Source organism: Kineosporia babensis, assembly GCF_021129305.1.
GTDB classification, from domain to species: Bacteria; Actinomycetota; Actinomycetes; order Actinomycetales; family Kineosporiaceae; genus Kineosporia; species Kineosporia babensis.
Genome location: NZ_JAJOMB010000020.1, coordinates 13,517 through 33,395 on the forward strand (window position 1 = coordinate 13,517; position 19,879 = coordinate 33,395).

Here is a 19,879-nt window from a genome sequence, read left to right on the forward strand (position 1 = left end):
GGCAAGTAAATGCTCCCGAGTGGCAAGGACGCTGACGTACCCATGCTCTACGGTGCCGACTACAACCCCGAGCAGTGGCCGGAACACGTCTGGGACGAGGACGTGAAGCGGATGCGCGAAGCCTGCGTGACCACCGTCAGCCTGGGCATCTTCTCCTGGTCCCGGCTGCAGCCCGCGCCCGGTACCTGGGACTTCGACTGGCTCGACCGGATCATCGGCAAGCTGCACGCGGGCGGTATCGGGGTCAACCTGGCCACCGCCACCGCCTCGCCCCCGCCCTGGATGAGCGTGGAGCACCCCGACACGCTGGCGGTGGACGAGAACGGCGCCACCTACTGGCACGGCTCGCGTCAGCACTACTCCCCCGCCTCGCCCACCTACCGCCGCCTGGCCGCCGAGCTGGTCGGCAAGCTGGCCGAACGGTACGCCGACCACCCCGCCGTAGTGATGTGGCACGTCAACAACGAGTACGGCTGCCACCTGCCGGTCGAGTACTCCGACGCCGCCCAAACCGCCTTCCGGGACTGGCTGCAGAAGCGGTACGGAGGCATTCCCGAGCTGAACGAGGCCTGGGGCACCGCGTTCTGGTCGCAGCGTTACGGCCGGTGGGAAGAGGTCATGCCGCCGCGCAAGGCCCCCTACAGCCGCAACCCCGCGCAGCTCCTGGACTACCACCGCTTCATGTCGGACATGTGGCTGGAGTGCTATCTGGCCGAGCGCGACATCATCCGCGCCGCCGGGGCCACCCAGCCCATCTCCACGAACATGATGGGCGCCTTCAAGCCCGGCAACTACCAGTCCTGGGCGCCGCACATCGACGTCATCACCGACGACTGCTACCCCGACCCGCTCGACCCGAACCGCCCCCGCAACACCGCCTTCCAGCGCGACCTGATGCGCTCGCTGAAGCCGGGAACGCCCTGGCTGCTGATGGAACAGGCAACGGACGCGGTGAACTGGCGACGCACGAACGTCTCCAAGCAGGACGGCCAGTTGGCGGCCGAGACCGCGCAGTCGATCGGCCGCGGCGCCGACGGCATCTTCTACTTCCAGTGGCGGCAGTCGCGGGCCGGCGCCGAGAAGTTCCACTCGGCGATGCTCCCTCACGCGGGTACCCGCACCCGTACCTGGCAGGAAGCCTCCGCCCTGGGCAAGCAGCTGGCGGCGCTGCCGGAACTGCCTACACCAGGGGACGATGCCCAGGTCGCCTTGGTGTTCGACTGGGAGAACTGGTGGGCGATCGAGAACCCTGACCACCCGAGCACACTGGATTACCTCGCCCTGATCCGGGAGTGGTACGGCGCGCTGCACCGGCGTGGCGTGATGGTCGACATCGTGCCCCCGGAGCAGGTTTCCGGCCGCTACAACCTGGCCATCGCCCCGTTCCTGTACCTGCTGCGCGACGACGGCGCTGCCGCCCTGAGCCGGTTCGTGGCCGACGGCGGTGTGCTGCTGACCGGCCCGTTCAGCGACATCGTGGACGCCAACGACCGCTTCCGCGAGGGCGGCTTCCTGACCCAACTCGGGCCACTGCTGGGCGTCGGCCTGGAAGACTTCCGCGCCCTGCCGCTGCCCACCTCCACCACTGTCGCCGAGCGCGCCGGCGCGGCCGAAGCACAGGACGCAGAACAGGCCCCCGACGGCCTCGACCGCGTGACGCTTGAGTTGGCCAGCGGGGGTGTGCTCGGCGGCACGCACTTCGCCGAAGCCCTGTGGGCAGACTCCGCCGAGGTCCTGGGCACCTTCCGCTCCGGCCCCTCGGCCGGCCGCCCCGCCCTCACCCGGCGCGCCCACGGCGCCGGCCAGGCCTGGTACGTAGGCACCATGCCCGACCCCTCCGGCCTGAACGCTATCGTCGACCGTCTGCTCCGCGAGGCCTTCGTGACTCCCCTGTTGGCAGATCTGCCCGAGGGGGTGGAAATTGCCAGCCGGGGAGATCTCATCACGGTGATCAACCACAGCGCTTCCCCGGCAACGGTAATGCTCCCTGGCGTGGAATTGCTGAGCGGGAAAGAATTCGGTACGCGTGAACTCGCCCCCCAGGAATTCGCGTTCATCAAGGCGGTTTAGTTCGCACTGGTTGAAACCTCCGATCGGCGGGCCGAGAGATAATCCCGGCCCGCCGATCGTGCGTTCATGTCACATTTGCCACGACGGACGGGTATAAAGGCCTGCTGCATGGAAGATCTGGGAGGCCGCGGCCGCCACCTCCGCGTCCGGGCCGGCCCAGATCCGCTCCAGCCAGGGTCCGGCGAAGAGGCCGACCAGCGTGGGCTTGCCGTCGGCTGAGGTGGCGTCGAGCCATTCGCTGACCGAGCCCTCGTCCGGGCCGTGCAGGCGGTAGTAGCCGGACGGGCTCTGCGGCCAGGAGCGTTCGGCGAAGCGCAGGATCACCTTTTCCACCCGTCCCATGCCGAGGTGGCCGAGGGCGACGCGGTGCTCTGCGGGCAGGGGCGGTGAGAACTCGATGACGTCGGCGGCCAGGACCGCGACGGGGGCGGTGACGATCACGGCGTCCGCTGAGAACTCGCCGGCTTCACCGGTCAGGGTCACGCCGTCGGTGCTGACGCGGATCGTGTGCACGGGATGCTCCAGGCGGATGTCCAGGCCCTGGGCCAGGTGGTCTACCAGGAGGCGGTAGCTGCCGGAGATCCACTGATCGCCCTCACCCACGCCGGCCTCGAAACCGTGCCGGGCGCTGAGCCATTCCAGCGGAACACCGGCGTCCATGGTGATCTCCGCGTCGATGAAGCGGCGGATGGCCGCGGGCGTCCAGGGGTGCGGGTTCGCGGTCCACTCGGTCAGCACATCGGCCACGGACGAGCCTTCCGCGGCGGTGGCCAGGCGATCGCGTAAGGCCTGATCAAGGCCGCTCGTGTGATCCGCCGCGCCCAGGACCAGTGGGGAGGTGAAATCGGTTGCGGTGGTGGTCAGCTGGAGCAGTTCGGCCAGGCGGGCCAGGACGTTCTGGTCGTACTGCTGCAGCCAGTTCGCGCCCAGGTCGAAGGTGAAGCCGTCGAGGTCGATGCCTGCCGTACGTCCGCCGACGCGGTCGCGGGCCTCCCACACCTGCGTGTCAAGGCCACGATGCGCCAGCTCACGGGCCGCGCCGAGCCCTGCCATCCCGGCTCCGAGAACCGCCACCCGCCGATGCCCGAACTCTGCGGCCCAGGCCGCCGCCTCGATGCCCTGCTCGTAGGCCCCGTGTGTCATACCCGAGCGAGTGGGGTGGGTCGCTTCGCCGGCGATCCGCAGCCGGGTGCCCACGGGCGTCCCCAGTTGGATCCGGTCAGCAGCGCTCCCGTGGCGCCCGATCAGGCTCCAGGAACCGCGCGACCAGGGGTCTTCGCCCCAGCGCGAGACAGCGAAGGCGGTCGGCAGGGGTGGCGCGGACATAGGCCGAAAGCTAGCAGTGGGGCTACCGGGATCCCAGCGAATATTCACGGCTGTCCGCGCCGATGGCTGAGCCACCCGAACCGGCGCTGCTGCCGCAAGCGTGATTGAGTTGCCTGACTCACCCACACCCTTCGGAGGGATCGTGCCACCCCGCTGGATCGCCTGCTCGGCCCTGGTAGCGCTCCTGGTGACCGGCTGCAGCGGCGACGAGGAGACGCCGGATCGGCCGACGACTACGTACGACGCGGCCTGCACCGAGGTTCTGGTCGTGACCGTACGCGGCACCGGTGAACCGTTGGACGAGACGAACCTGCTGAGCCCGGTGGCCGCGCAGATCTCGCAGGAGCACGCGGTCCGGCATTACGACGTGCCCTACCCGGCGAACGCGCAGTCGCTGAGCACTACCCCGGGCGATGCGTACTTCGGGGAGAGCGCCGACGAGGGTGTGCGGCTGGTGGTGCAGGAGCTGAATGCGGCGGCCCGGGCCTGTCCGGATCAGCGGTCGGTGGTGATGGGGTTCTCGCAGGGGGCGCTGGTGGTGGGCGATGCGCTGATCAGCCCGTCCGAACGCGATGCCGGCCAGGAAGCCGGAGAGCTCACCCCCAAAGCAAAGGACGATGTGGTTGCGTCGGTGCTCTACGGTGACCCGCGGTTCGTGGGTAGCGAACCGTTCAATGCCGGCACGTACGACAGCAGCCTGAACGGGATGATGACGAACCAGCGTAGGGCCGGGGCTCTGGACGAGTTCGCAGATCGGCTGCGCAGTTACTGCGTGGCGAACGACTTCGTGTGCCAGGCGGGTGGGCAGTTCGACCCGCACGTGTCCTACTTCAACAACGGGATGCGCCAGCAGGGCGCCGAATTCGCGCTCGGCAAGTTCTAGCCCGGGGCCAGGACGATGCCGAAGTGCACCTCGGTCCAGTCCTGACCACTCATTTCGCGCCCGTCCGGCGTCGGATGATCAGCCGGATGCGTGACGAAGTCCTGCACCAGCGAATCCCGGACGCCGAACACGCTGTCGCTGCCGAGAAGTTCGTCGCCCCGGACGAAGATGTGCGTGACGAGCGTGCGCAGTCCCTCGGCGGTCACCATGAAGTGCAGGTGGGAAGCCCGCATCGGTGAGCGCCCGGTCGCGGTCAGCATGGCTCCGACCGGACCGTCGTGCGGGATCGGGTAGGGCGTGGGAGTAACGGCCCAGAAGCAGAATTCGCCCTCGGCGTCACTGAACAGGTGGGCTCGGGCGGCGGTCCGGCCGTCGTCGTACTGCACGTCGTACAAGCCGTCGTCGTCGGCCTGCCACACCTCGATCCGGGCGTTCGGCACCGGCTGCCCGTTGGTGTCGCGGACCGTGCCGGCGACCCAGCACGGCTGGCCGGGGGCATCGGCCGCGATGTTGCCGCCGAGCGGGATGCGGGGCGAGTCCTCGACGAAGAACGGGCCGAAGACGGTTGCTTCCGTGGCGTTCTCGTAGGCTTCGTGGTTGATCGTGATGGTCTGCATCGAGACGCCGAGGGTGTCGGAGAGCAGGATGAACTCCTGGCGCCGGTCGTCGGTGATGTGGCCGACGGCGGTCAGGAAGTCGATGCCCTTCTGCCATTCGGCCTCGGTGAGGCGCACCGCGCGCAGGAAGGCGTGGGTGTGCCGGACCACCTGCTGCATGAGCTCTTTCAGGCGGGGATCGGGGGTTTGATCGAAGGATGCGACCACGCGCCGCACTAGATCGGCCTCACGGTGACGCTGCCGGCTGGTTTCCGCCGGCTGGTGACCGGACCAGGCGTTGTGCAGGAGCTCTTGCAGCGCAGCGGGAGTGACCGGCGCCGGGTTGGACGGTGGCACCACGGCGCTCAGAGCCTCGACGGCTGCGGGGATCTGCTCTTCGGTCAGGCCGAAGTCACGTAGCGCGGTCGGGGCGCCGATTCGGCGCCGCAGGTCTTGCAGGCCTTCCAGCGCGGTGGTGCTGCCGAATGCCTGGGCCAGCCGGTCGGCTGCGGCGGGAGCGTGCGGGGCGTTGAGGGCGAGCACGTGCGGCAGGATCACGGCGTGCGTGGGGGCGTGGGGCAGGTCGTAGAGGCCGCCGAGCACGTGGCAGATCTTGTGGTGCAGGCCAGAACCCGCTGAGGCGAAGGCCACCGCGGACAGATACGCCCCGTACAGGGCTTGCTCGCGGCCTGCCAGATCACTGGGATTCTGGACGATCTGCGCCAGGGCTGCGCTCAGGGCCCGGATGCCTTCGGTGGCCATGGCGGCGTTGATCGCATCGGCCCGCGGCGCCCAGAGGCTGTCCACGCAATGTGCCATGGCGTTCAGGCCGGAGGCCACGCTGAGGTCCAGCGGCAGCGAAAGGGTCAGCTCGGCGTCGTAAACCACTGACCGGGGCAGCACCCAGCGGTCGGCCCCGGTGGTCTTGGACCCGCCCTCGGTCAGCCCCCAGATATCGGTTGCCTCGGAGCCGGCGTAGGTGGTCGGGACGGCAACGATCGGCAGGCTGGTGCTGAGCGCCACTGCCTTCGCCAGCCCGGTGGAGGAACCGCCGCCGACACACACCAGGGCGTCCACGCGTCCGTTGCTGGCAGTTGCTCTGGCTCTTTCGGCCACGGCGACCGGAACGTGCCTGACGACTTCGTCGAACGTCTCCACCACCGGCAGGCCCGCCGTGATCCGTTGGGCGACAGCGGCTTCGGACGCACCAGCGATGAGCATGACCCGCGTGGCCCCGAGCGAGGCGATCTCCTCGGCCACCGCCTCGGCCGCGCCGCCGGTGGCGAACCGGACCCGCTGACCGAGTGTCTCGTGGGCGAACTGCATTACGAACGCCCGAGAATCCGGCTCAATGCCTCGCGCAGAGCACCTTCCGGTTCGGCCGGCATCGCGCTGACCCGCCAGCCGATGTGCTTGTCCGGCCGCACCAGCAGCGCGCCGCTCTCCTCGATCTCCCGAAGGCGCGACCAGTCGTAGTACAGGTCGGTGACCGCCCGGCCGGGCCCGATCACCACCGTGGCGATCTCAACGTCCAGCGCGGCCGATACCTTCGCCGCCACGTCTTCCCAGCGCTCACCAGCGATCCCCGTGATCAAGGTAAAGCATTGGTAGGAGGCCAGATCCATCATCGCCAGCCGATGCCGGCTGTCCCCGACCCAGGCGTGCGGCAGGTGCGAACCGGGCACCGTGGAGGACTGGTAGTACAGGTCGGGGTCCCGTTCCGGATCCGGCCGCCGGGAACCGTCCGGCACCACCGCGTCCGAGGTGTAGAACTGGCCCAGTTCCACACCGTGCGCGTTGAACTCGTAGTGCTTCAGCTCCATCGCCTTGACCAGCGCCGCCCGCTTGGCCAGGCCGGCCGGCGAGTTCTCCTTGCGCTCCTCGATCCGGCGGACCATCTCGGCCTCGTCCGGAGCATCGGTCAGGCCCAGCGCCACGAAGAAGTCGACGAACTCCCGGCTGGAGCGGTTGGCCCGCTGGACGATGCGCTCGGCCACCGGTGCCCGCTCGGCCGAATACGTCTCCAGCAGCGACGGTCGGGCCTGGCCCTTGAGCACGGCCGCCAGCTTCCAGGCCAGGTTGTACGAGTCCTGGACGGAGGTGTTCGAGCCCAGGCCGTTCGAGGGCGGATGCCGGTGCACCGCGTCCCCGGCGCAGAACACCCGCCCGGCCTGCAGATGCGTCGCGTACATCTCGTTGTTGCCCCACAACGAGGTGCCGGTGATCTCCACCTCGATCTCCGGCAGTCCGAGCAGGCTGCGCACGATCTGGGTGGCGGCTTCCTCGTCCACCACCGGCGGCGGGCCGGCGATGTCGTAGCCCCAGACGATCAGCCACTCGTTCCAGGTGCGCACCATCCGGACCAGCCCGGCCCCGATGCCGCCGACGTTCGAGCCCGGCTGAATCACCCAGTACAGCACCGACGGCCGGGGTTCGCAGTAGGCGCTCAGATCGGCCTTGAAGGTGATGTTCATGGAGCCGGCAATGTCCATCGCCCCCTCGAACGGCAGGCCGATGTCGGCCGCCACCTTGGACCGTGCCCCGTCCGCGCCGATCAGGTACTTGGCCCGGATGGTGTACGGGCGCCCGGTCAGCCGGTCGAGCACCTGCACGTCGACGCCGTCCGCGTCCTGGGTGTGCGAGAGGTATTCGGTGGAGAACCGGTTCTGGGCGCCGCGTTCGGCCGCGTTGCGCACCAGGATCGGCTCGAGATAGGTCTGCGGGATGTCCACGGTCAGGCAGGGCGAGGCCAGCTGGTAGTCGGCCTCGCGAGCGGCACTGGTCCCCCAGGTCTGGATCCGGCCGATCTCCTCCCCGGCGATCGAGGTGCAGAACACCGTGTCGCCGACCAGGTGGTGCGGGGTGGCGTCGGCCAGCACCTGCTCCTCGATGCCCAGGTCCCGGAAGATCTCCATCGCCCGCTGGTTGGTGATGTGGGCGCGCGGGGTGTTCGCGGTCCAGCGGTACTTCGTGATCATGATGGTCGGTACGCCCAGGGTGGCCAGGAAGAGCGCGGCCGAGGCGCCGGCCGGGCCGGAGCCGACGATCAGCACATCGGTCTGCACCACGGCCGTGTCCGGAAGCTCGGTCTCCGGCTGGCCGTCGTCGAACTCGGGCATCGCAACCTCTTCCTTGAGCCGGTGGATCAGCTCAGGAAGTATCTCGCAGGATGAGGCTTTTGCCGGTTTTGGAACCGTTTAGTTATAGACCCTGGACGCCGAACAGGATGAGCAGTTCCACCGCACGGGCGTCGGCACTGCCCAGCCAGTGCGGCTGCCTCGTGTCGAACTGGGCCACCTCACCGGCCGCAAGCGTACGGTCGCGCTCGGCCACCACCAGCCGCAGCCGTCCGCTGAGCACGTAGAGCCATTGGACGCCCTCGTGCGTCTGCAGGTCCGGCTCCAGCGGTTCAGGCCGGGCCGGGATGATCATCTTGAACGCGTGCACACCGCCCGGGTCCCGCGACAGCGGCACCAGCGAGACGCCGAACTGCTGCACCGGCTTCAGATGGATCCGCGGATCGCCGGTGCGGGGCGCGCCGACCAGATCGTCGAGCGGGACGTGGTAGGTGCGCGCGAGCGGGAGCAGCAGTTCCAGGGTGGCCCGGCGCTGGCCGCTTTCCAGCCGGGAGAGCGAGCTTTGCGAGATGCCGGTTCTCTGGGCGAGGTCGGCCAGGGTGATGTTGCGCTGGCGGCGCAGGGTGCGCAGGCGGGGGCCGACGGCATTGAGGACGTCTTCGGTCGCGGGATCCACACGGGTCAGCTTGCCCGGTGGTCCGGCTCGCGGGTGGAACGTCTTGCTGGAACGGCAAGTTTTCGTGCTTCCTCCGGCCCGAGGTGGTGAGACTTCTGCATCGCCGATACGAGGAGCTCACGATGAACGACACCGATCCGCTCGGTTTCTGGGACAACCTGTACGCCGGACGGCCCGCGGTCCGTGATCCCCGGCCGAACGCCCGCCTGACCGAGATCGTTTCCGGACTGCCAATCGGAGACGCTCTTGATCTGGGTTGTGGGGCGGGTGGAGACGCGCTGTGGCTGGCCCGGCAGGGCTGGAAGGTCACCGCCACCGACATCTCGCCGGTGGCGGTGTCGCGGCTGGCGGAGCTGGCGCGGTCGCTGAATCTGCCGATCACCGCCGAGCAGCACGAACTGGGCCAGACCTTCCCCGCCGGCCGGTTCGACCTGGTCAGCGCGCACTACTTCCACACGCCGTTCGCGCTGGACCGGGTGAAGGTGCTGCGGACCGCAGCCGAGGTGCTGAACCCGGGTGGGCATCTGCTGATCGTCGATCACGGCTCGGTGGCTCCATGGTCCTGGGACCAGGACGCGACCATTCCCAGCGTGGCCGCGAAGGTGGCTGAACTGGCTCTGGAAGCGCCCTGGACGGTGGAACGGGCCGCTGCCCTCAACCGCCTGGCCACCGGGCCCAACGGCCAGAGCGCCGAGGTGACCGACCACGTCATCCTGATCCGCCGCGTTCGCTGAGAGAGGTTCTGCATGCCCAGGCGCCGTGACACTCCCCCGCCCCGCACCGGTTCCAGCGAACTCGAGGTGTTGCGAGGCTTTCTCGACTATCTACGTGCCTCGATCGCCGAAAAGGTAGCCGGCACGCCCGAGCCCGAGGTTCGCAGGCCCGGCGTACCGTCGGGCACGAACCTGATCGGTCTGCTCAACCACCTCACCGAGGTGGAACGAGCCACCTTCCTGCGCGCGAACGTCCCCGATTGGTCGAAAACTTTCACCACGGACGCGTCCTTGCCGGATGTGGTGGCCCGGTACCGGGAAACGGTGGCCCGGGCCAATGAGGTGCTCGACGGGTTCGACGACGCGGCGGCGGTCCTGCCGGGTGGCCCGAGCGTGCGCTGGGCCCTGACCCACCTGATCGAGGAGACCGGACGGCACGCCGGGCACGCGGACATTCTGCGCGAGCAGATCGACGGCTCGACCGGGCGCTGATCAGCGTTCGCCGTCGAGCCGCTGGGCGATCCAGATCGGGATGACGGAGATCAGGATCAGCACCACCGCAACCACATTCACGATCGGCGCCTGGCTGGGCCGGAACAGGTTGTTCAGGATCCAGATCGGCAGGGTCTGCACGCCGCTGCCGGCGGTGAAGGTGGTCACGATGATCTCGTCGAAGCTCAGGGCGAAGGCCAGCAGGCCCCCGGCCAGCAACGCCGAGCGCAGCTGGGGAAAGGTGACCAGCCGGAAGGTGGTCCACGGCCCGGCCCCCAGGTCGGCCGAGGCCTCTTCCAGGCTGCCGCCCAGACGCCGCAGCCGGGCCTGCACGTTGTTGAAGACCGTCACGATGCAGAAGGTCGCATGGGCCACCACCACGGTGAGCAGACCCAGTTGCAGGCCCAGGATGCCCTTGAAGGCGTTGTTCAGGGCGATGCCGGTGACGATGCCGGGCAACGCGATCGGCAGGATGACCAGCAGGTTCACCGCGTTCTGACCGAAGAAGGCGAAGCGCTGCAGGGCCAGCGACAGCAGTGTGCCCAGGATCAGCGCGATCAGCGTGGCCAGGGCGGCCACCTGGACGCTGGTGAGCACCGCGTCGCGGGCACCGGTGTTGCTTGCGGCGCGGCGCCACCATTCCAGGGTCAGGCCGCTGGGTGGCCAGGTCATCGCCTGGTCGGTGTTGAACGAGTTGATCACCACGACCATCAGCGGCAGGTAGATGCCGGTCAGGATCAGCCCGGTCAGCCCGGCCAGGACCCGGCGGGCGGTGCGGCTGAGGGTCATAGGTTGTCCAGAGCTCCGGTGCGGCGGACCGCAGCGAGGTAGCCGAGCATGACCACGATCGGGATCAGCGCGATCGTGGCGGCCAGCGGCAGGTTGTTGGCCGCGCCGGCGTTGACGAAGACCAGGTTGCCGAGCATCTGGCTGGTGCCGCCGACGATGTTGACGGTGATGTAGTCGCCCAGGGTCAGGGAGAAGCTGAAGATCGAGCCGGCGATGACGGCGGGCACCAGCAGCGGGAGCACGACCCAGCGCAGCGTGTGCACCGGGCCGCCGCCCAGGTCGCCGGAGGCCTCCAGGAGCGAGTCCGGAACCCGTTCCAGCCCGGCGAAGATCGGCAGGATCACGTACGGCAGCCAGATGTAGGCCTGGGTCATCACCACCGCGCTCAGGCCGTAGCCCGGGCTCTGCAGGCCGATCGGGGTGCCCAGCCACTCCAGCAGGCCGCCGTCGGAAAGGGTTGCCCGCCAGGCGAACGCCTTCACCAGGTAACTGGCCCACAGCGGGGTGAGCACGGCGATCAGCAGGATCCGGCGCCGCCGCGGGGTGGCGACCTTGGCCATGTAGAAGGCGATCGGCAGGGCGATCAGCACGTCGATCACGGTGACCAGGGCCGCCACCCCGACCGTGCGCAGGGTGACGGTGCGGTACAGCTCGCCGGTGAGCACGGTCTTCAGGTTCTCCAGGCTGACCGTGCGCTCCAGGTCACCGGTGAAACTGTCGACCTGCCACAGCGCGGTCACCAGCAGCGCCGCCAGGGCCACCACGTAGACCGCGACCAGCCAGGTCAGCGGCGCGGCGATGAGCAGGCCCAGGCGCAGGGCCGGGTAACGGCCGAGCAGTGCGCCGACGCGGTGACTCATCCCTTGATCTCGGTCCAGGCGGCCGTCCACTGGGCGTAGTCGGTGCATTCGACGTCCCGGCCGTCCAGGCACTCCTTGATCGGGGTGCGCCAGTACCACAGGCTCTTGGAGAACTCCTCGTCACCGGCGTGGTAGGTCTCGCAGTGCTTCGGGTCGGTGGTCTCGGCGCAGGCCGCCTCGCTGTTCGGGGCCTCGCCGAAGTACTCGGTGGCCTGGGCGTTGGCCTTCGGGCTGACGATGTAGTCGAGCCAGGCGTAGCCGCAGTTCGGGTTCTCGGCCTGGGCCGAGAGCATCCAGGTGTCGTTCCAGGCGGTCGAGCCCTCCTCCGGCAGGACCGCCCTGATGTTGTCCTTGCCGATCGAGTTCACGATCACCTGCCAGGTGGTGCCGACCACGGTGTCGCCGGTCTCCGAGGCGGAGATCAGCTTCAGGTAGTCCGACCAGTACTCCCCCACGTACTTGCGCTGGGTCTTCAGCAACTGCACGGCCGCGTCCAGCTGCTCCTGATCCAGCGCGTACGGGTTGGTGATGCCGCTGTCCGGGTCGTGCTTCATCAGGTACAGCGCGGCGTCGGCGATGTAGATCGGCGAGTCGTAGGCGGTGACCTTGCCCTGGTACTTGGCCAGTTCGGACTCCTCGAACACCGCGCTCCACGAGGTCGGCGCCTCGGTGACCACGTCGGTGTTGTACTGCAGCAGGTTCGCGCCGTAACCGTGCGGGATACCGTAGTTCACGCCGTCCACGGTGTTCCACTCGGTGTTCTTGAGGAAGTCGAACACCTCGGCGTAGTTCGGCACCAGATCGGTGTTCACCGCCGCCGCCTCCTTCGAGGCGATCAGCCGCAGCGACAGGTCACCGGAGGCCGCGACCACGTCGTACTCGCCGGTCTTGGCCAGGTTCAGTGCCTCGTCGGAGGTGCCGTACGTCTTGCTGGTGACCTGGCAGCCGGTCTGCTCCTCGAACGGCGTCACCCAGTCGACCTCGGGATCGTTGGTGCCGTCCTCGACGTAGCCGGGCCAGGCCAGGATCGAGACCTGCCCCTCCTTCTCCCCGAGTTCTTCGACCGCTTGCGATGTCTCGGCGCTGTCACTACCGCCCCCGCAGGCAGCCAGGGCGGTCAGTGCCACCGCGGACACCAGGGCTGTGGCCAAGCTCTTCATGGAACTCAACTCGCCTTCTCGTCGGTCAGGGGGACCAGGTCGCGGCGGGACCAGGAGGCCACGACCTTCTCGCCTCGGTGCTCGGTGTGCTCGCCGGCCCGTTCCAGCACGATCAGCTGGGTGCCGTCGTCCAGCTGCAGGTGCACGCGGATCTCACTGCCCAGGTAGATCGACTCGGCGATCACGCCTTCCACGACGATCTCCGCGTCGGGAACGCGCTCGTGGTGCAGCTGAATCTTCTCGGGCCGCAGGCCATGACGCCGCGCGATCCCGAACAGCCTCTGCGACGTGGCGGAATCGAACAGATTGGACGTGCCGACGAACTGGGCCACGTAAGGACTGGCGGGCCGTTCGTAGATCTCGGCCGGGGTGCCGATCTGGACGATCCGGCCCTGGTCGAACACCGCCACCCGGTCGCTCAGGCTCAGCGCTTCTTCCTGGTCGTGGGTGACGAAGACGAAGGTGGTGCCGAGCCGGCGCTGCAACTGCTTGAGCTCGACCTGCATCTGCTCACGGAGCTTGAGATCCAGTGCCCCGAGCGGCTCGTCGAGCAGCAGCACCTTGGGCTGCACCACGATCGCCCGGGCCAGCGCCACCCGCTGCCGCTGCCCGCCCGAGAGCTGGTGCGGACGGCGCTCGGCCACCTGCTCCAGCCGCATCAGGGCCAGCGCCTCGCGGGCCTTTTCGTGACGGCTGCGCTTGGGAACCCGCCGGACCCGCAGGCCGTAGGCGACGTTGTCGAGCACGCTCAGGTGCGGGAACAGCGCGTAGTCCTGGAACACGGTGCTCACGTCGCGCTGATGCGCGGCCGTGGCGGTGACGTCCTGGCCGTCGAGCTCGATCGTGCCGGAGGTGGCTCGCTCGAAGCCCGCGATCAGCCGCAGCACCGTGGTCTTGCCCGAGCCGGAAGGGCCGAGCATCGAGAAGAACTCGCCGTCGTGAACCGTCAGGTCAAGGCCGTCGACGGCCACGACCTCACCGAAACGCTTGGTCAGGGCGCGCAGAAGAACCGGGGGCGTGGGCTGCACGCCTTAAACCTATGGGACCAGATGTTTAAACGTCCAGAGCGACATTCGTTTTTTACATCCGCACCACCGACAGCGGCAGCGACCCGCAAGCGGCGCCCTCCCGGCACGCGTCCAGGTTGATCAATTTGCCTGCGGCGAGCCGATGGTCGGCCGAAGCGATCACCCGGCCGTGCCCGGAGACCAAGGTGGCGCCGGCTGCCCCCAGCCCCTCCAGCAGCACCTCCTCCAGCGTCTCGACCAGAGTGTCGGCGCCGACGATGCCCAGCATCCGCTCCTGCACCACCACCGGAACGCTGAGCGTGACCACGTACTCGTCCGTGCAGATGTAGTCGACGTACGGGCCGGTGACATGCCGCCGCCGGGTCTGCTCCGGCACCCGGAACCACTCGCGGCGGGTGTAGTCGAGCACGTCTGCGTCCGGCGCGCCCGCCTCCCCCAGGAACTGTCGGCGCTCCCCTTGCCACCAGGCCAGATACAACGACCGGTCGGCCAGGGCGTCCTTGGCCGAGACGAATCCACAACCGAGGACGAGCCCCGCGTCCAGTCGCGCCCGGGCCCGCTCCTGCAGGACGCCGACCACAGCCTGAGCCGGGGCCGGCCCCAGGGCGAAGAGCCCGGCCAGGCACTCGCGCATGTCTTCGAGCGCTACGAAGAGGCCTTCGAAAAGGCCGGAGACATCGCGGGCAACAGCACCCAAAGGCGTCTCGGTGCGCACCGCCGCATCATCGCACCGCGCGGTGGAGCTCGGCCAGACCTGCGAGCGCTCCGTCCACATGGGCCTGAACGGTACGCCGGGCGGTGTCACCGTCATGTTTCGCGATCGCGTCGACCAGTGCTTCCTGATACGTCTGGGCGCCGAACCGCAGCAGGACGCCGAAGTCCGCCTCCTGCCGGATCATCTCGCGAGTCATCCGCGCCGACTGGGTCAGCGCGGCCACAGCCAGAGTGAACTCCACCCCCTGATGACCAGAGGCGTCGGGGGTGATCAGGCTGCGTAGTTCTTCCACGTCCTGCTCGTCGGCGTACTCCGCGGCCAGTTCCGCGCAACCGGCCAGGATCACCCGGTACAGGGTGCCCCGGTCACGCAGCTCGACCCGGGACATCCCGGCCAGACGATGGCTCAGCGCCTGCTCGTCCATCTTGTGCGGACGGTGCACGAAGCTCCCGCCGCCCCGGCCCCGGACGGTGGTGACCAGACCCTTCTCGCGCAGGGCCTGCAACGCCTCGCGGGCGGTGACGGTGGCGACCCCGAGCATGGTGGCCAGCTCTTGTTCGCTGGGCAGCCGCTCACCGTCGGCCAGCAGGCCCACCCGGATGGCGTCGGCCAGGCGCTGCTCGACCCGGACCGCCCTCCCCACGTCGCCGAGCGGCGCGAACACCGCCGAGCGCGAGCGCGATGCACGGCGGACAGACACGGCTCAAGGATACGGGGCCGAAACCACAGTCCCCCAGGAGCCTCGGCGACTCCCCCGCCCGAGGCGACCCACCCGTCCGTTGCTCTGCTCCCGACCGAGACCGCCCCAAAGGGCACTCCCGTTCCCGGAACTGTTCTCAGAGTGCGGTTTTCGGATCACCCGAGGCACCTTTGCCGGGCTTTGCTCGTAGGGTGAATGGGGGACGGCCGGGCTGGGTACCCGGCTTCGTTCGCCTGTGTGTTTCCGGGTTTCTACCGCAAGGGAGCGTACCCGCAGATGAAGCGATCCAGCAGTTCGCACCGCCTGGGCCGGTCCGCCACCGCGGCCTTCGCCCTGGCCGCCGTGCTGACCGGCACCGTCCTCACGGCCGTCCCGGCCTCCGCGGCCGCCGGCGATCACCACAACGATCTGCAGCATTCGGTCGACGCCCTGGTGAAGGCCGGCGCGGTCGGCACCCTGGTCCGGGTGGACGACGGCCACAAGCTGCGCACCGCCACGGCCGGCCTGGCCGATCGCGAGACCAAGCGGCGGCTGAAGAACAAGGACCAGTACGAGGCCGGGAGCCAGACCAAGACCTTCGTGGCCGTGCTGACCCTGCAACTGGCCGCCCAGGGCAAGCTCAAGCTGGACGCCCCGGTGGAGAAGTACCTGCCGGGGGTGGTGCCGAACGGCCAGAAGATCACCGTGCGGATGCTGCTGCAGCACACCAGCGGCCTGTTCAACTACACCGAGGACGAGCAGGCCTTCAAGGAGATCCTGGCCGATCCCGAACGGGAGGCCACCCCGCAGGAACTGCTCGAGGTGGGCTTCCGTAACGACCCGTACTTCGCCCCGGGCCAGGGCTGGCACTACTCGAACACCGGCTACATCGTGCTCGGCGAGATGCTGCACCAGGTCACCGGCCAGCCGGTGAAAACGCTGATCCAGCAGAAGATCGCCAAGCCGTTGCGGCTGCGCGACACCTATCTGGCCGACCCGAAGGTGGCGAACCCCGGGCCGGGCTTCGCACACGGGTACCTGACCGAGGTCGCGGACGGCAGGTTCAGCTACGCCGACACCTCGCAGTGGTCGTTGAGCTGGGCCGGGTCGGCCGGGGCGGTGGTCTCGACAGCCCGCGACCTGAGCACCTTCTACTCGACGCTGCTGGGTGGCGACCTGCTGCCGAAGGCGCAGCTGAACGAGATGAAGAAGACGGTCGACCTGAGCGAGGAGTGGGGCGCTCCGATCGGCTACGGCCTGGGCCTGTACCGCCAGGAGACACCGTGCGGGACCGGCTGGGGCCACGACGGCGGCACCCTCGGGCACAACACGACGACGCTGGTCAGCAGCGACGGAAAGCGTTCCGTGGCAGGAGACGTCAACAACGCCTTCGTGTCTTCGGAAGCGCAGGAAGATCCGGCACTGGAACGTTTCGCCCTGGCACAGGGCCAGGTGCAGCTCGTGGCGGTGTGCGCGATGTTCGGCAAGGAGGTTCCGGCGCAGAAGTAGCCCGGAAGGCGGCGCTGGTCAACCGGTTCCAGCGCCGCCACCCTTCTCCTAGTCGCGACACAGCCTGTTATCGCCGAATCTCAATATCGGGGCAACAAAGTTTGCCAGGGGCAGACTTTGTTGCCCCGATCCCGCACGCACGGCGAGCGCTTTGCTCGAGCGTGCGAAAAGGTATACAGAGGACGTATGCCCAAGCGAGCCAAGCCGCGCAGCGGCCGGAAACGACCGCCGGACCGCCCGTCCGGTCCCCCGACGCGGCGGAGCCTGCCCACCGAAGAGCCTGACACCTGGGCCCCGGCAACCGTTCAGGTCCGGATCGAGAAGGGCAGCGCCACCGGGCAGGCGCGGCGCCGGCATCTGGAGGACCAGGTGCTACGGCTGGTCAACGCGGCCCGCCAGCGTGCCGGGAGCCCACCGCTGAAGGCCGACGAACGGCTGCGGGCAGCGGCCCGGCAGCACAGCGAGCGAATGTCTGATCTGCAGTTCTTCGACCACATGGACCCGGACGGCTCCGACCCGGGGCAGCGCATGCTGGCGGCCGGTCATCCCGCCCCAGGAGCCGAGAACATCGCCGCCGGGCAGGCCGCGGCCGAGCCGGTGATGCAGGCCTGGATGAACAGCCCGGGCCATCGGGTCAACATTCTCAACCCGGCGTTCGTCTCGCTCGGGGTGGGCGTTGACCTGCGGCCGGGCGGGCCGTTCTGGACCCAGAACTTCGGCTACTGAGCCCTTTCGGCCCCGCACAGCGAAGCGGCGCCGGGATCAGGGTCCGGCGCCGCTTCCTTCACAGTGGTCTCAGTTGATCGTGACCCAGTCGATCGACTCGGTGAAGCCCTGGGTCAGCGGCTGGCTGCCGGTGACCAGGCGCGGGCCGAGGATCAGGCTCATCGGGTCGGTCGGGATGACCGCCTGGTCGGTGATCGTCTCCAGCAGCTTGCCGTCGAGGTAGAACTTCACCGCGTTCCGGTCGTACTCCAGGGTGGCCTCGTGCCACTGCTGGTCGTACAGGTTCACGCCGGTGTCGACCTTGACCGACTTGTACTTGCCCCGCTTGGCGCTCTCGAACAGCAACTGGGTGTTGGTGAAGCTCTGGTTCGTGGTGTAGCCGAAGTTGATCTCGTTGAACTGGCTCCCGTCGGCCTTCGGACCGTCGTCCCACAGCGCGACGCCCCACCAGACGCCCTTCTTGTCGTCCACCTTCTTCTCCGGCCGGTCGGTCAGCGCGAAACGCACCGTGAACTTGCCCTCGGTGAACTTGCGCGCCTTGTACCTGGCCTTCGACCAGGAACCGTAGTTGTCCGGCGCAACCGCGGACTTCAGCCGGAACCGGGCCTTCTCACCCTCGATCGTCGGGCAGGTGTACTCGCAGCTCCACACGTTCTTGTCGAAGCTGGTGAAGTCGTCGCGGAACTCCGGAACCGCCGCAGCGACGGCCTTTCCGGAGGTCTTGGCCGGCTCGGTGGCGCTCGCCTGCACCGCCGTGAAAGCGCCCACGGCCACCAGTACCGCAGAAACTCCACCGGCGATCCGCCAGCCCTTGGGTGTCACATCCATCTCCTCACAACGCCGCGAAAACCTCGCAGCCTCAACGTAACCGGCCGAATTCCGGCCAACAACCCGCGACGCTTAAGCTGCGGATAACTGCGCGATAGATGTTCTCCTGATCTCCCCGGCCGGGCATTTCCGTTGGTCCGAAAGCGCATTCAGGGCCCAGAAAGATGGGCCCCGGCTCTTCACGGAGCGTCCAACGGGCCGGTCACGGCTGGAGACCGAACCTTGTTTCACCGTTCTCCTCCACCGGGAGATCCGTTTCGTCCGGGCCGGCCAGAGGACCGTAGGACATGTTCAGCTCGACGGAGAACGGCCGGTATCGGCGGTCCTGGGACGCCGTCAAGAACCTCGAAAGGACACCCAGCGTGCCGGGCAGGCCGAGTTCCTCGACCAAATCGGCGCGTCGAGGGGCGTATTCCGGCTGATGGCCGTACTCCTTCTCGTCGTTCTCGGCCATCAGCGCCGCCAGCGCTGCCTCGTCCGCCAGGCCGGTGTAACGCTCGGCATCGGCCACGTGTGGCACACCGACCACCAACGCCAGGGCCTCGCGCAGCGTAGGAGCCAGGAGCCCACCCCGGCCTTCGGTGTCGAGATAGACCACCGGGAAGTCGTCACCGGTGCCGACCAGCAGGTAGGCATCGCCGGAGGAGTCGCCGGCAACCTTCTCCCACGGTGCGCCGATGGGTAGCACCAGCTCTTCCGGCAGGGGCTTTCCGGCTTGCGCCATGTCGAAACCGCATTCCGCAAGGTCTTCCTGCATCCATGCGGTGGACCTGATCCGGGCCAGCACTTCGCGATCTGTCATGCGGGTCAGGCTAGTTCTGGTGACGTGGCGGCTCAGATCACCAATTACCCACGCCCCGCTCCGGCGCCTCAGCCCTTTCCGGGCCAGGCACCGTGATCACCTGGATGCCCTGCTCCAGGAAAGGCTCGACCAGCTCGCCGGTGCCGGTGGTGACCAGCGTCCAGCCCGGGGCGAACCGGGTCCAGGCGTGGAACGGGCGGCGGCCCAGCTTGGCGGCGTGGGCCAGCACGTAGACGTGATCGCTGCGGGCGGCCAGCAGCTCCTTCAGCTGGGACTGGGACAGGTCGGCCTCGCAGATGCCGCGCTCGGCGTCCACGCTGTCGGCGCCCAGGAACACCCGGTCGAAGCTCATCCGGCTCAGGGCGATCTCGGCGATCGGGCCGACCAGGGCCTGGCTGAGCGGGCGCAGGGTGCCGCCCAGGCAGTGCAGGGTCACGCCCTCGGCGCCGGTCAGCTCCCCCAGCACGGTCAGGCTGGCGGTGGTCACGGTGACGCCGGAGCGCGAGCGCAGGCGGTGGGCCAGGGCGGCCGTGGTGGAGCCGGCGTCCAGCGCGATCGACTCGCCGGGCTGGATCTGCTCGGCGGCCCAGGTGGCGATGGCCAGCTTCTCGCTGAACGCCTCACCGATGCGCTGCTGCAGCGACGGCTCGGTGTGGCTCTGCGCCACCATCGCCCCGCCGTAGGTCCGGGCCAGCTTCCCGGCGGACTCCAGCCGGGCCAGGTCGCGGCGGATGGTCGAGGGCGAGACCGCGAAGCGCTCGGCCATCTCGCCGACCTCGGCCAGGCCACGGGTCTCGGCCAGCCGGACGATCTCCTCGCGCCGGCGGCGGGAACTGAGCACCTGGACCACGGGGCCTCCTCGACTCTGAGGGACGGGCCGGCGGTTTCTCCGACGACCGAAGAACAGGTTGCGCGTTGTGCGCAGGTCAGCGCAAGAACTCCCCGGCGAT

19 protein-coding genes are annotated in these 19,879 nt (G+C 68.6%); 6 read left to right on the forward strand and 13 right to left on the reverse strand.

The window, feature by feature from the left end; translation table 11 throughout:
* Positions 1-42: 42 nt before the first annotated feature.
* Entirely contained in the window at positions 43-2,070 is a 2,028-nt protein-coding gene (locus LR394_RS29660) for a beta-galactosidase (protein WP_231447886.1), read from the forward strand.
* A 69-nt stretch (positions 2,071-2,139) separates the two neighbouring features.
* On the opposite strand, the gene LR394_RS29665 is transcribed toward LR394_RS29660, so the two are convergent.
* Positions 2,140-3,396 carry a flavin monoamine oxidase family protein gene (locus LR394_RS29665; protein WP_231447887.1) on the reverse strand — a complete coding sequence of 419 codons (1,257 nt, stop codon included), beginning with the start codon at positions 3,394-3,396 and terminating at the stop codon, positions 2,140-2,142.
* Positions 3,397-3,538: 142 nt separating this feature from the next.
* Here LR394_RS29665 and LR394_RS29670 point away from each other — a divergent pair, with 142 nt between their 5' ends.
* Positions 3,539-4,279, forward strand: coding sequence for a cutinase family protein (locus LR394_RS29670; protein ID WP_231447888.1), 741 nt, complete (start codon positions 3,539-3,541; stop codon positions 4,277-4,279).
* Here the strand turns inward: LR394_RS29670 and LR394_RS29675 are convergent.
* The 3 genes from LR394_RS29675 to LR394_RS29685 form a co-directional block, all read right to left on the reverse strand.
* The gene (locus tag LR394_RS29675) at positions 4,276-6,201 is read right to left on the reverse strand and encodes an iron-containing alcohol dehydrogenase (RefSeq protein WP_231447889.1); all 1,926 of its coding nucleotides are present in this window, start codon (positions 6,199-6,201) and stop codon (positions 4,276-4,278) included. The genes LR394_RS29670 and LR394_RS29675 overlap by 4 nt on opposite strands.
* Positions 6,201-7,994 (reverse strand): FAD-dependent oxidoreductase, encoded by a 1,794-nt coding sequence (locus tag LR394_RS29680; protein WP_231447890.1) that lies wholly within the window; start codon positions 7,992-7,994, stop codon positions 6,201-6,203. Before LR394_RS29680 ends, LR394_RS29675 begins: the two co-directional genes overlap by 1 nt.
* An 82-nt stretch (positions 7,995-8,076) precedes the next feature.
* Positions 8,077-8,628 carry a helix-turn-helix domain-containing protein gene (locus tag LR394_RS29685; RefSeq protein WP_231447891.1) on the reverse strand — a complete coding sequence of 184 codons (552 nt, stop codon included), beginning with the start codon at positions 8,626-8,628 and terminating at the stop codon, positions 8,077-8,079.
* 122 nt (positions 8,629-8,750) lie between these two features.
* Between LR394_RS29685 and LR394_RS29690 the strand changes: the two genes are divergently transcribed.
* The gene (locus LR394_RS29690) at positions 8,751-9,362 is read left to right on the forward strand and encodes a class I SAM-dependent methyltransferase (RefSeq protein ID WP_231447892.1); all 612 of its coding nucleotides are present in this window, start codon (positions 8,751-8,753) and stop codon (positions 9,360-9,362) included.
* A gap of 12 nt (positions 9,363-9,374) precedes the next feature.
* Positions 9,375-9,833, forward strand: coding sequence for a DinB family protein (locus tag LR394_RS29695; RefSeq protein ID WP_231447893.1), 459 nt, complete (start codon positions 9,375-9,377; stop codon positions 9,831-9,833).
* On the opposite strand, the gene LR394_RS29700 is transcribed toward LR394_RS29695, so the two are convergent.
* From LR394_RS29700 to LR394_RS29725, 6 genes are read right to left on the reverse strand one after another with little or no spacing between them, the layout of a single operon-like run.
* Positions 9,834-10,622: an ABC transporter permease gene (locus tag LR394_RS29700; RefSeq protein WP_231447894.1), complete on the reverse strand. Its 789-nt coding sequence runs from the start codon at positions 10,620-10,622 to the stop codon at positions 9,834-9,836.
* On the reverse strand, positions 10,619-11,482 hold the full coding sequence (locus tag LR394_RS29705; protein ID WP_231447895.1) for an ABC transporter permease: 864 nt from the start codon (positions 11,480-11,482) through the stop codon (positions 10,619-10,621). Before LR394_RS29705 ends, LR394_RS29700 begins: the two co-directional genes overlap by 4 nt.
* Entirely contained in the window at positions 11,479-12,642 is a 1,164-nt protein-coding gene (locus LR394_RS29710; protein WP_231447896.1) for an extracellular solute-binding protein, read from the reverse strand. The genes LR394_RS29705 and LR394_RS29710 overlap by 4 nt, the downstream gene beginning before the upstream one ends.
* A gap of 5 nt (positions 12,643-12,647) precedes the next feature.
* Entirely contained in the window at positions 12,648-13,670 is a 1,023-nt protein-coding gene (locus tag LR394_RS29715; protein ID WP_231447897.1) for an ABC transporter ATP-binding protein, read from the reverse strand.
* Positions 13,671-13,722: 52 nt separating this feature from the next.
* On the reverse strand, positions 13,723-14,445 hold the full coding sequence (locus LR394_RS29720; RefSeq protein WP_231447898.1) for a PDC sensor domain-containing protein: 723 nt from the start codon (positions 14,443-14,445) through the stop codon (positions 13,723-13,725).
* Positions 14,393-15,085: a FadR/GntR family transcriptional regulator gene (locus tag LR394_RS29725; protein WP_231447899.1), complete on the reverse strand. Its 693-nt coding sequence runs from the start codon at positions 15,083-15,085 to the stop codon at positions 14,393-14,395. Before LR394_RS29725 ends, LR394_RS29720 begins: the two co-directional genes overlap by 53 nt.
* 276 nt (positions 15,086-15,361) lie before the next feature.
* On the opposite strand from LR394_RS29725, the gene LR394_RS29730 reads away from it, so the two are divergent.
* Together LR394_RS29730 and LR394_RS29735 are read left to right on the forward strand one after the other, a co-directional pair.
* Positions 15,362-16,573 carry a serine hydrolase domain-containing protein gene (locus tag LR394_RS29730; RefSeq protein ID WP_231447900.1) on the forward strand — a complete coding sequence of 404 codons (1,212 nt, stop codon included), beginning with the start codon at positions 15,362-15,364 and terminating at the stop codon, positions 16,571-16,573.
* 186 nt (positions 16,574-16,759) lie between these two features.
* Positions 16,760-17,299 carry a CAP domain-containing protein gene (locus LR394_RS29735; RefSeq protein ID WP_231447901.1) on the forward strand — a complete coding sequence of 180 codons (540 nt, stop codon included), beginning with the start codon at positions 16,760-16,762 and terminating at the stop codon, positions 17,297-17,299.
* 69 nt (positions 17,300-17,368) lie between these two features.
* Here the strand turns inward: LR394_RS29735 and LR394_RS29740 are convergent, their stop codons facing one another.
* The 3 genes from LR394_RS29740 to LR394_RS29750 form a co-directional block, all read right to left on the reverse strand.
* Positions 17,369-18,127 (reverse strand): glycoside hydrolase family 16 protein, encoded by a 759-nt coding sequence (locus tag LR394_RS29740; protein WP_231447902.1) that lies wholly within the window; start codon positions 18,125-18,127, stop codon positions 17,369-17,371.
* A 202-nt stretch (positions 18,128-18,329) separates the two neighbouring features.
* Positions 18,330-18,929, reverse strand: a complete 600-nt coding sequence (locus LR394_RS29745) for a hypothetical protein (protein WP_231447903.1) — start codon at positions 18,927-18,929, stop codon at positions 18,330-18,332.
* 37 nt (positions 18,930-18,966) lie between these two features.
* Positions 18,967-19,770 carry a DeoR/GlpR family DNA-binding transcription regulator gene (locus LR394_RS29750; RefSeq protein ID WP_407937154.1) on the reverse strand — a complete coding sequence of 268 codons (804 nt, stop codon included), beginning with the start codon at positions 19,768-19,770 and terminating at the stop codon, positions 18,967-18,969.
* Positions 19,771-19,879 lie beyond the last annotated feature (109 nt).

Bases quoted from the DNA above. Each gene is read 5' to 3' on its own strand.
- LR394_RS29710 (WP_231447896.1), bottom strand. From the start codon at position 12,642: ATGAAGAGCTTGGCCACAGCCCTGGTGTCCGCGGTGGCACTGACCGCC.
- LR394_RS29660 (WP_231447886.1), top strand. From the start codon at position 43: ATGCTCTACGGTGCCGACTACAACCCCGAGCAGTGGCCGGAACACGTC.
- LR394_RS29695 (WP_231447893.1), top strand. From the start codon at position 9,375: ATGCCCAGGCGCCGTGACACTCCCCCGCCCCGCACCGGTTCCAGCGAA.
- LR394_RS29700 (WP_231447894.1), bottom strand. From the start codon at position 10,622: ATGACCCTCAGCCGCACCGCCCGCCGGGTCCTGGCCGGGCTGACCGGG.
- LR394_RS29680 (WP_231447890.1), bottom strand. From the start codon at position 7,994: ATGCCCGAGTTCGACGACGGCCAGCCGGAGACCGAGCTTCCGGACACG.
- LR394_RS29730 (WP_231447900.1), top strand. From the start codon at position 15,362: ATGAAGCGATCCAGCAGTTCGCACCGCCTGGGCCGGTCCGCCACCGCG.
- LR394_RS29735 (WP_231447901.1), top strand. From the start codon at position 16,760: ATGCCCAAGCGAGCCAAGCCGCGCAGCGGCCGGAAACGACCGCCGGAC.
- LR394_RS29675 (WP_231447889.1), bottom strand. From the start codon at position 6,201: ATGCAGTTCGCCCACGAGACACTCGGTCAGCGGGTCCGGTTCGCCACC.
- LR394_RS29690 (WP_231447892.1), top strand. From the start codon at position 8,751: ATGAACGACACCGATCCGCTCGGTTTCTGGGACAACCTGTACGCCGGA.
- LR394_RS29740 (WP_231447902.1), bottom strand. From the start codon at position 18,127: ATGGATGTGACACCCAAGGGCTGGCGGATCGCCGGTGGAGTTTCTGCG.
- LR394_RS29720 (WP_231447898.1), bottom strand. From the start codon at position 14,445: ATGTGGACGGAGCGCTCGCAGGTCTGGCCGAGCTCCACCGCGCGGTGC.
- LR394_RS29665 (WP_231447887.1), bottom strand. From the start codon at position 3,396: ATGTCCGCGCCACCCCTGCCGACCGCCTTCGCTGTCTCGCGCTGGGGC.
- LR394_RS29745 (WP_231447903.1), bottom strand. From the start codon at position 18,929: ATGACAGATCGCGAAGTGCTGGCCCGGATCAGGTCCACCGCATGGATG.
- LR394_RS29705 (WP_231447895.1), bottom strand. From the start codon at position 11,482: ATGAGTCACCGCGTCGGCGCACTGCTCGGCCGTTACCCGGCCCTGCGC.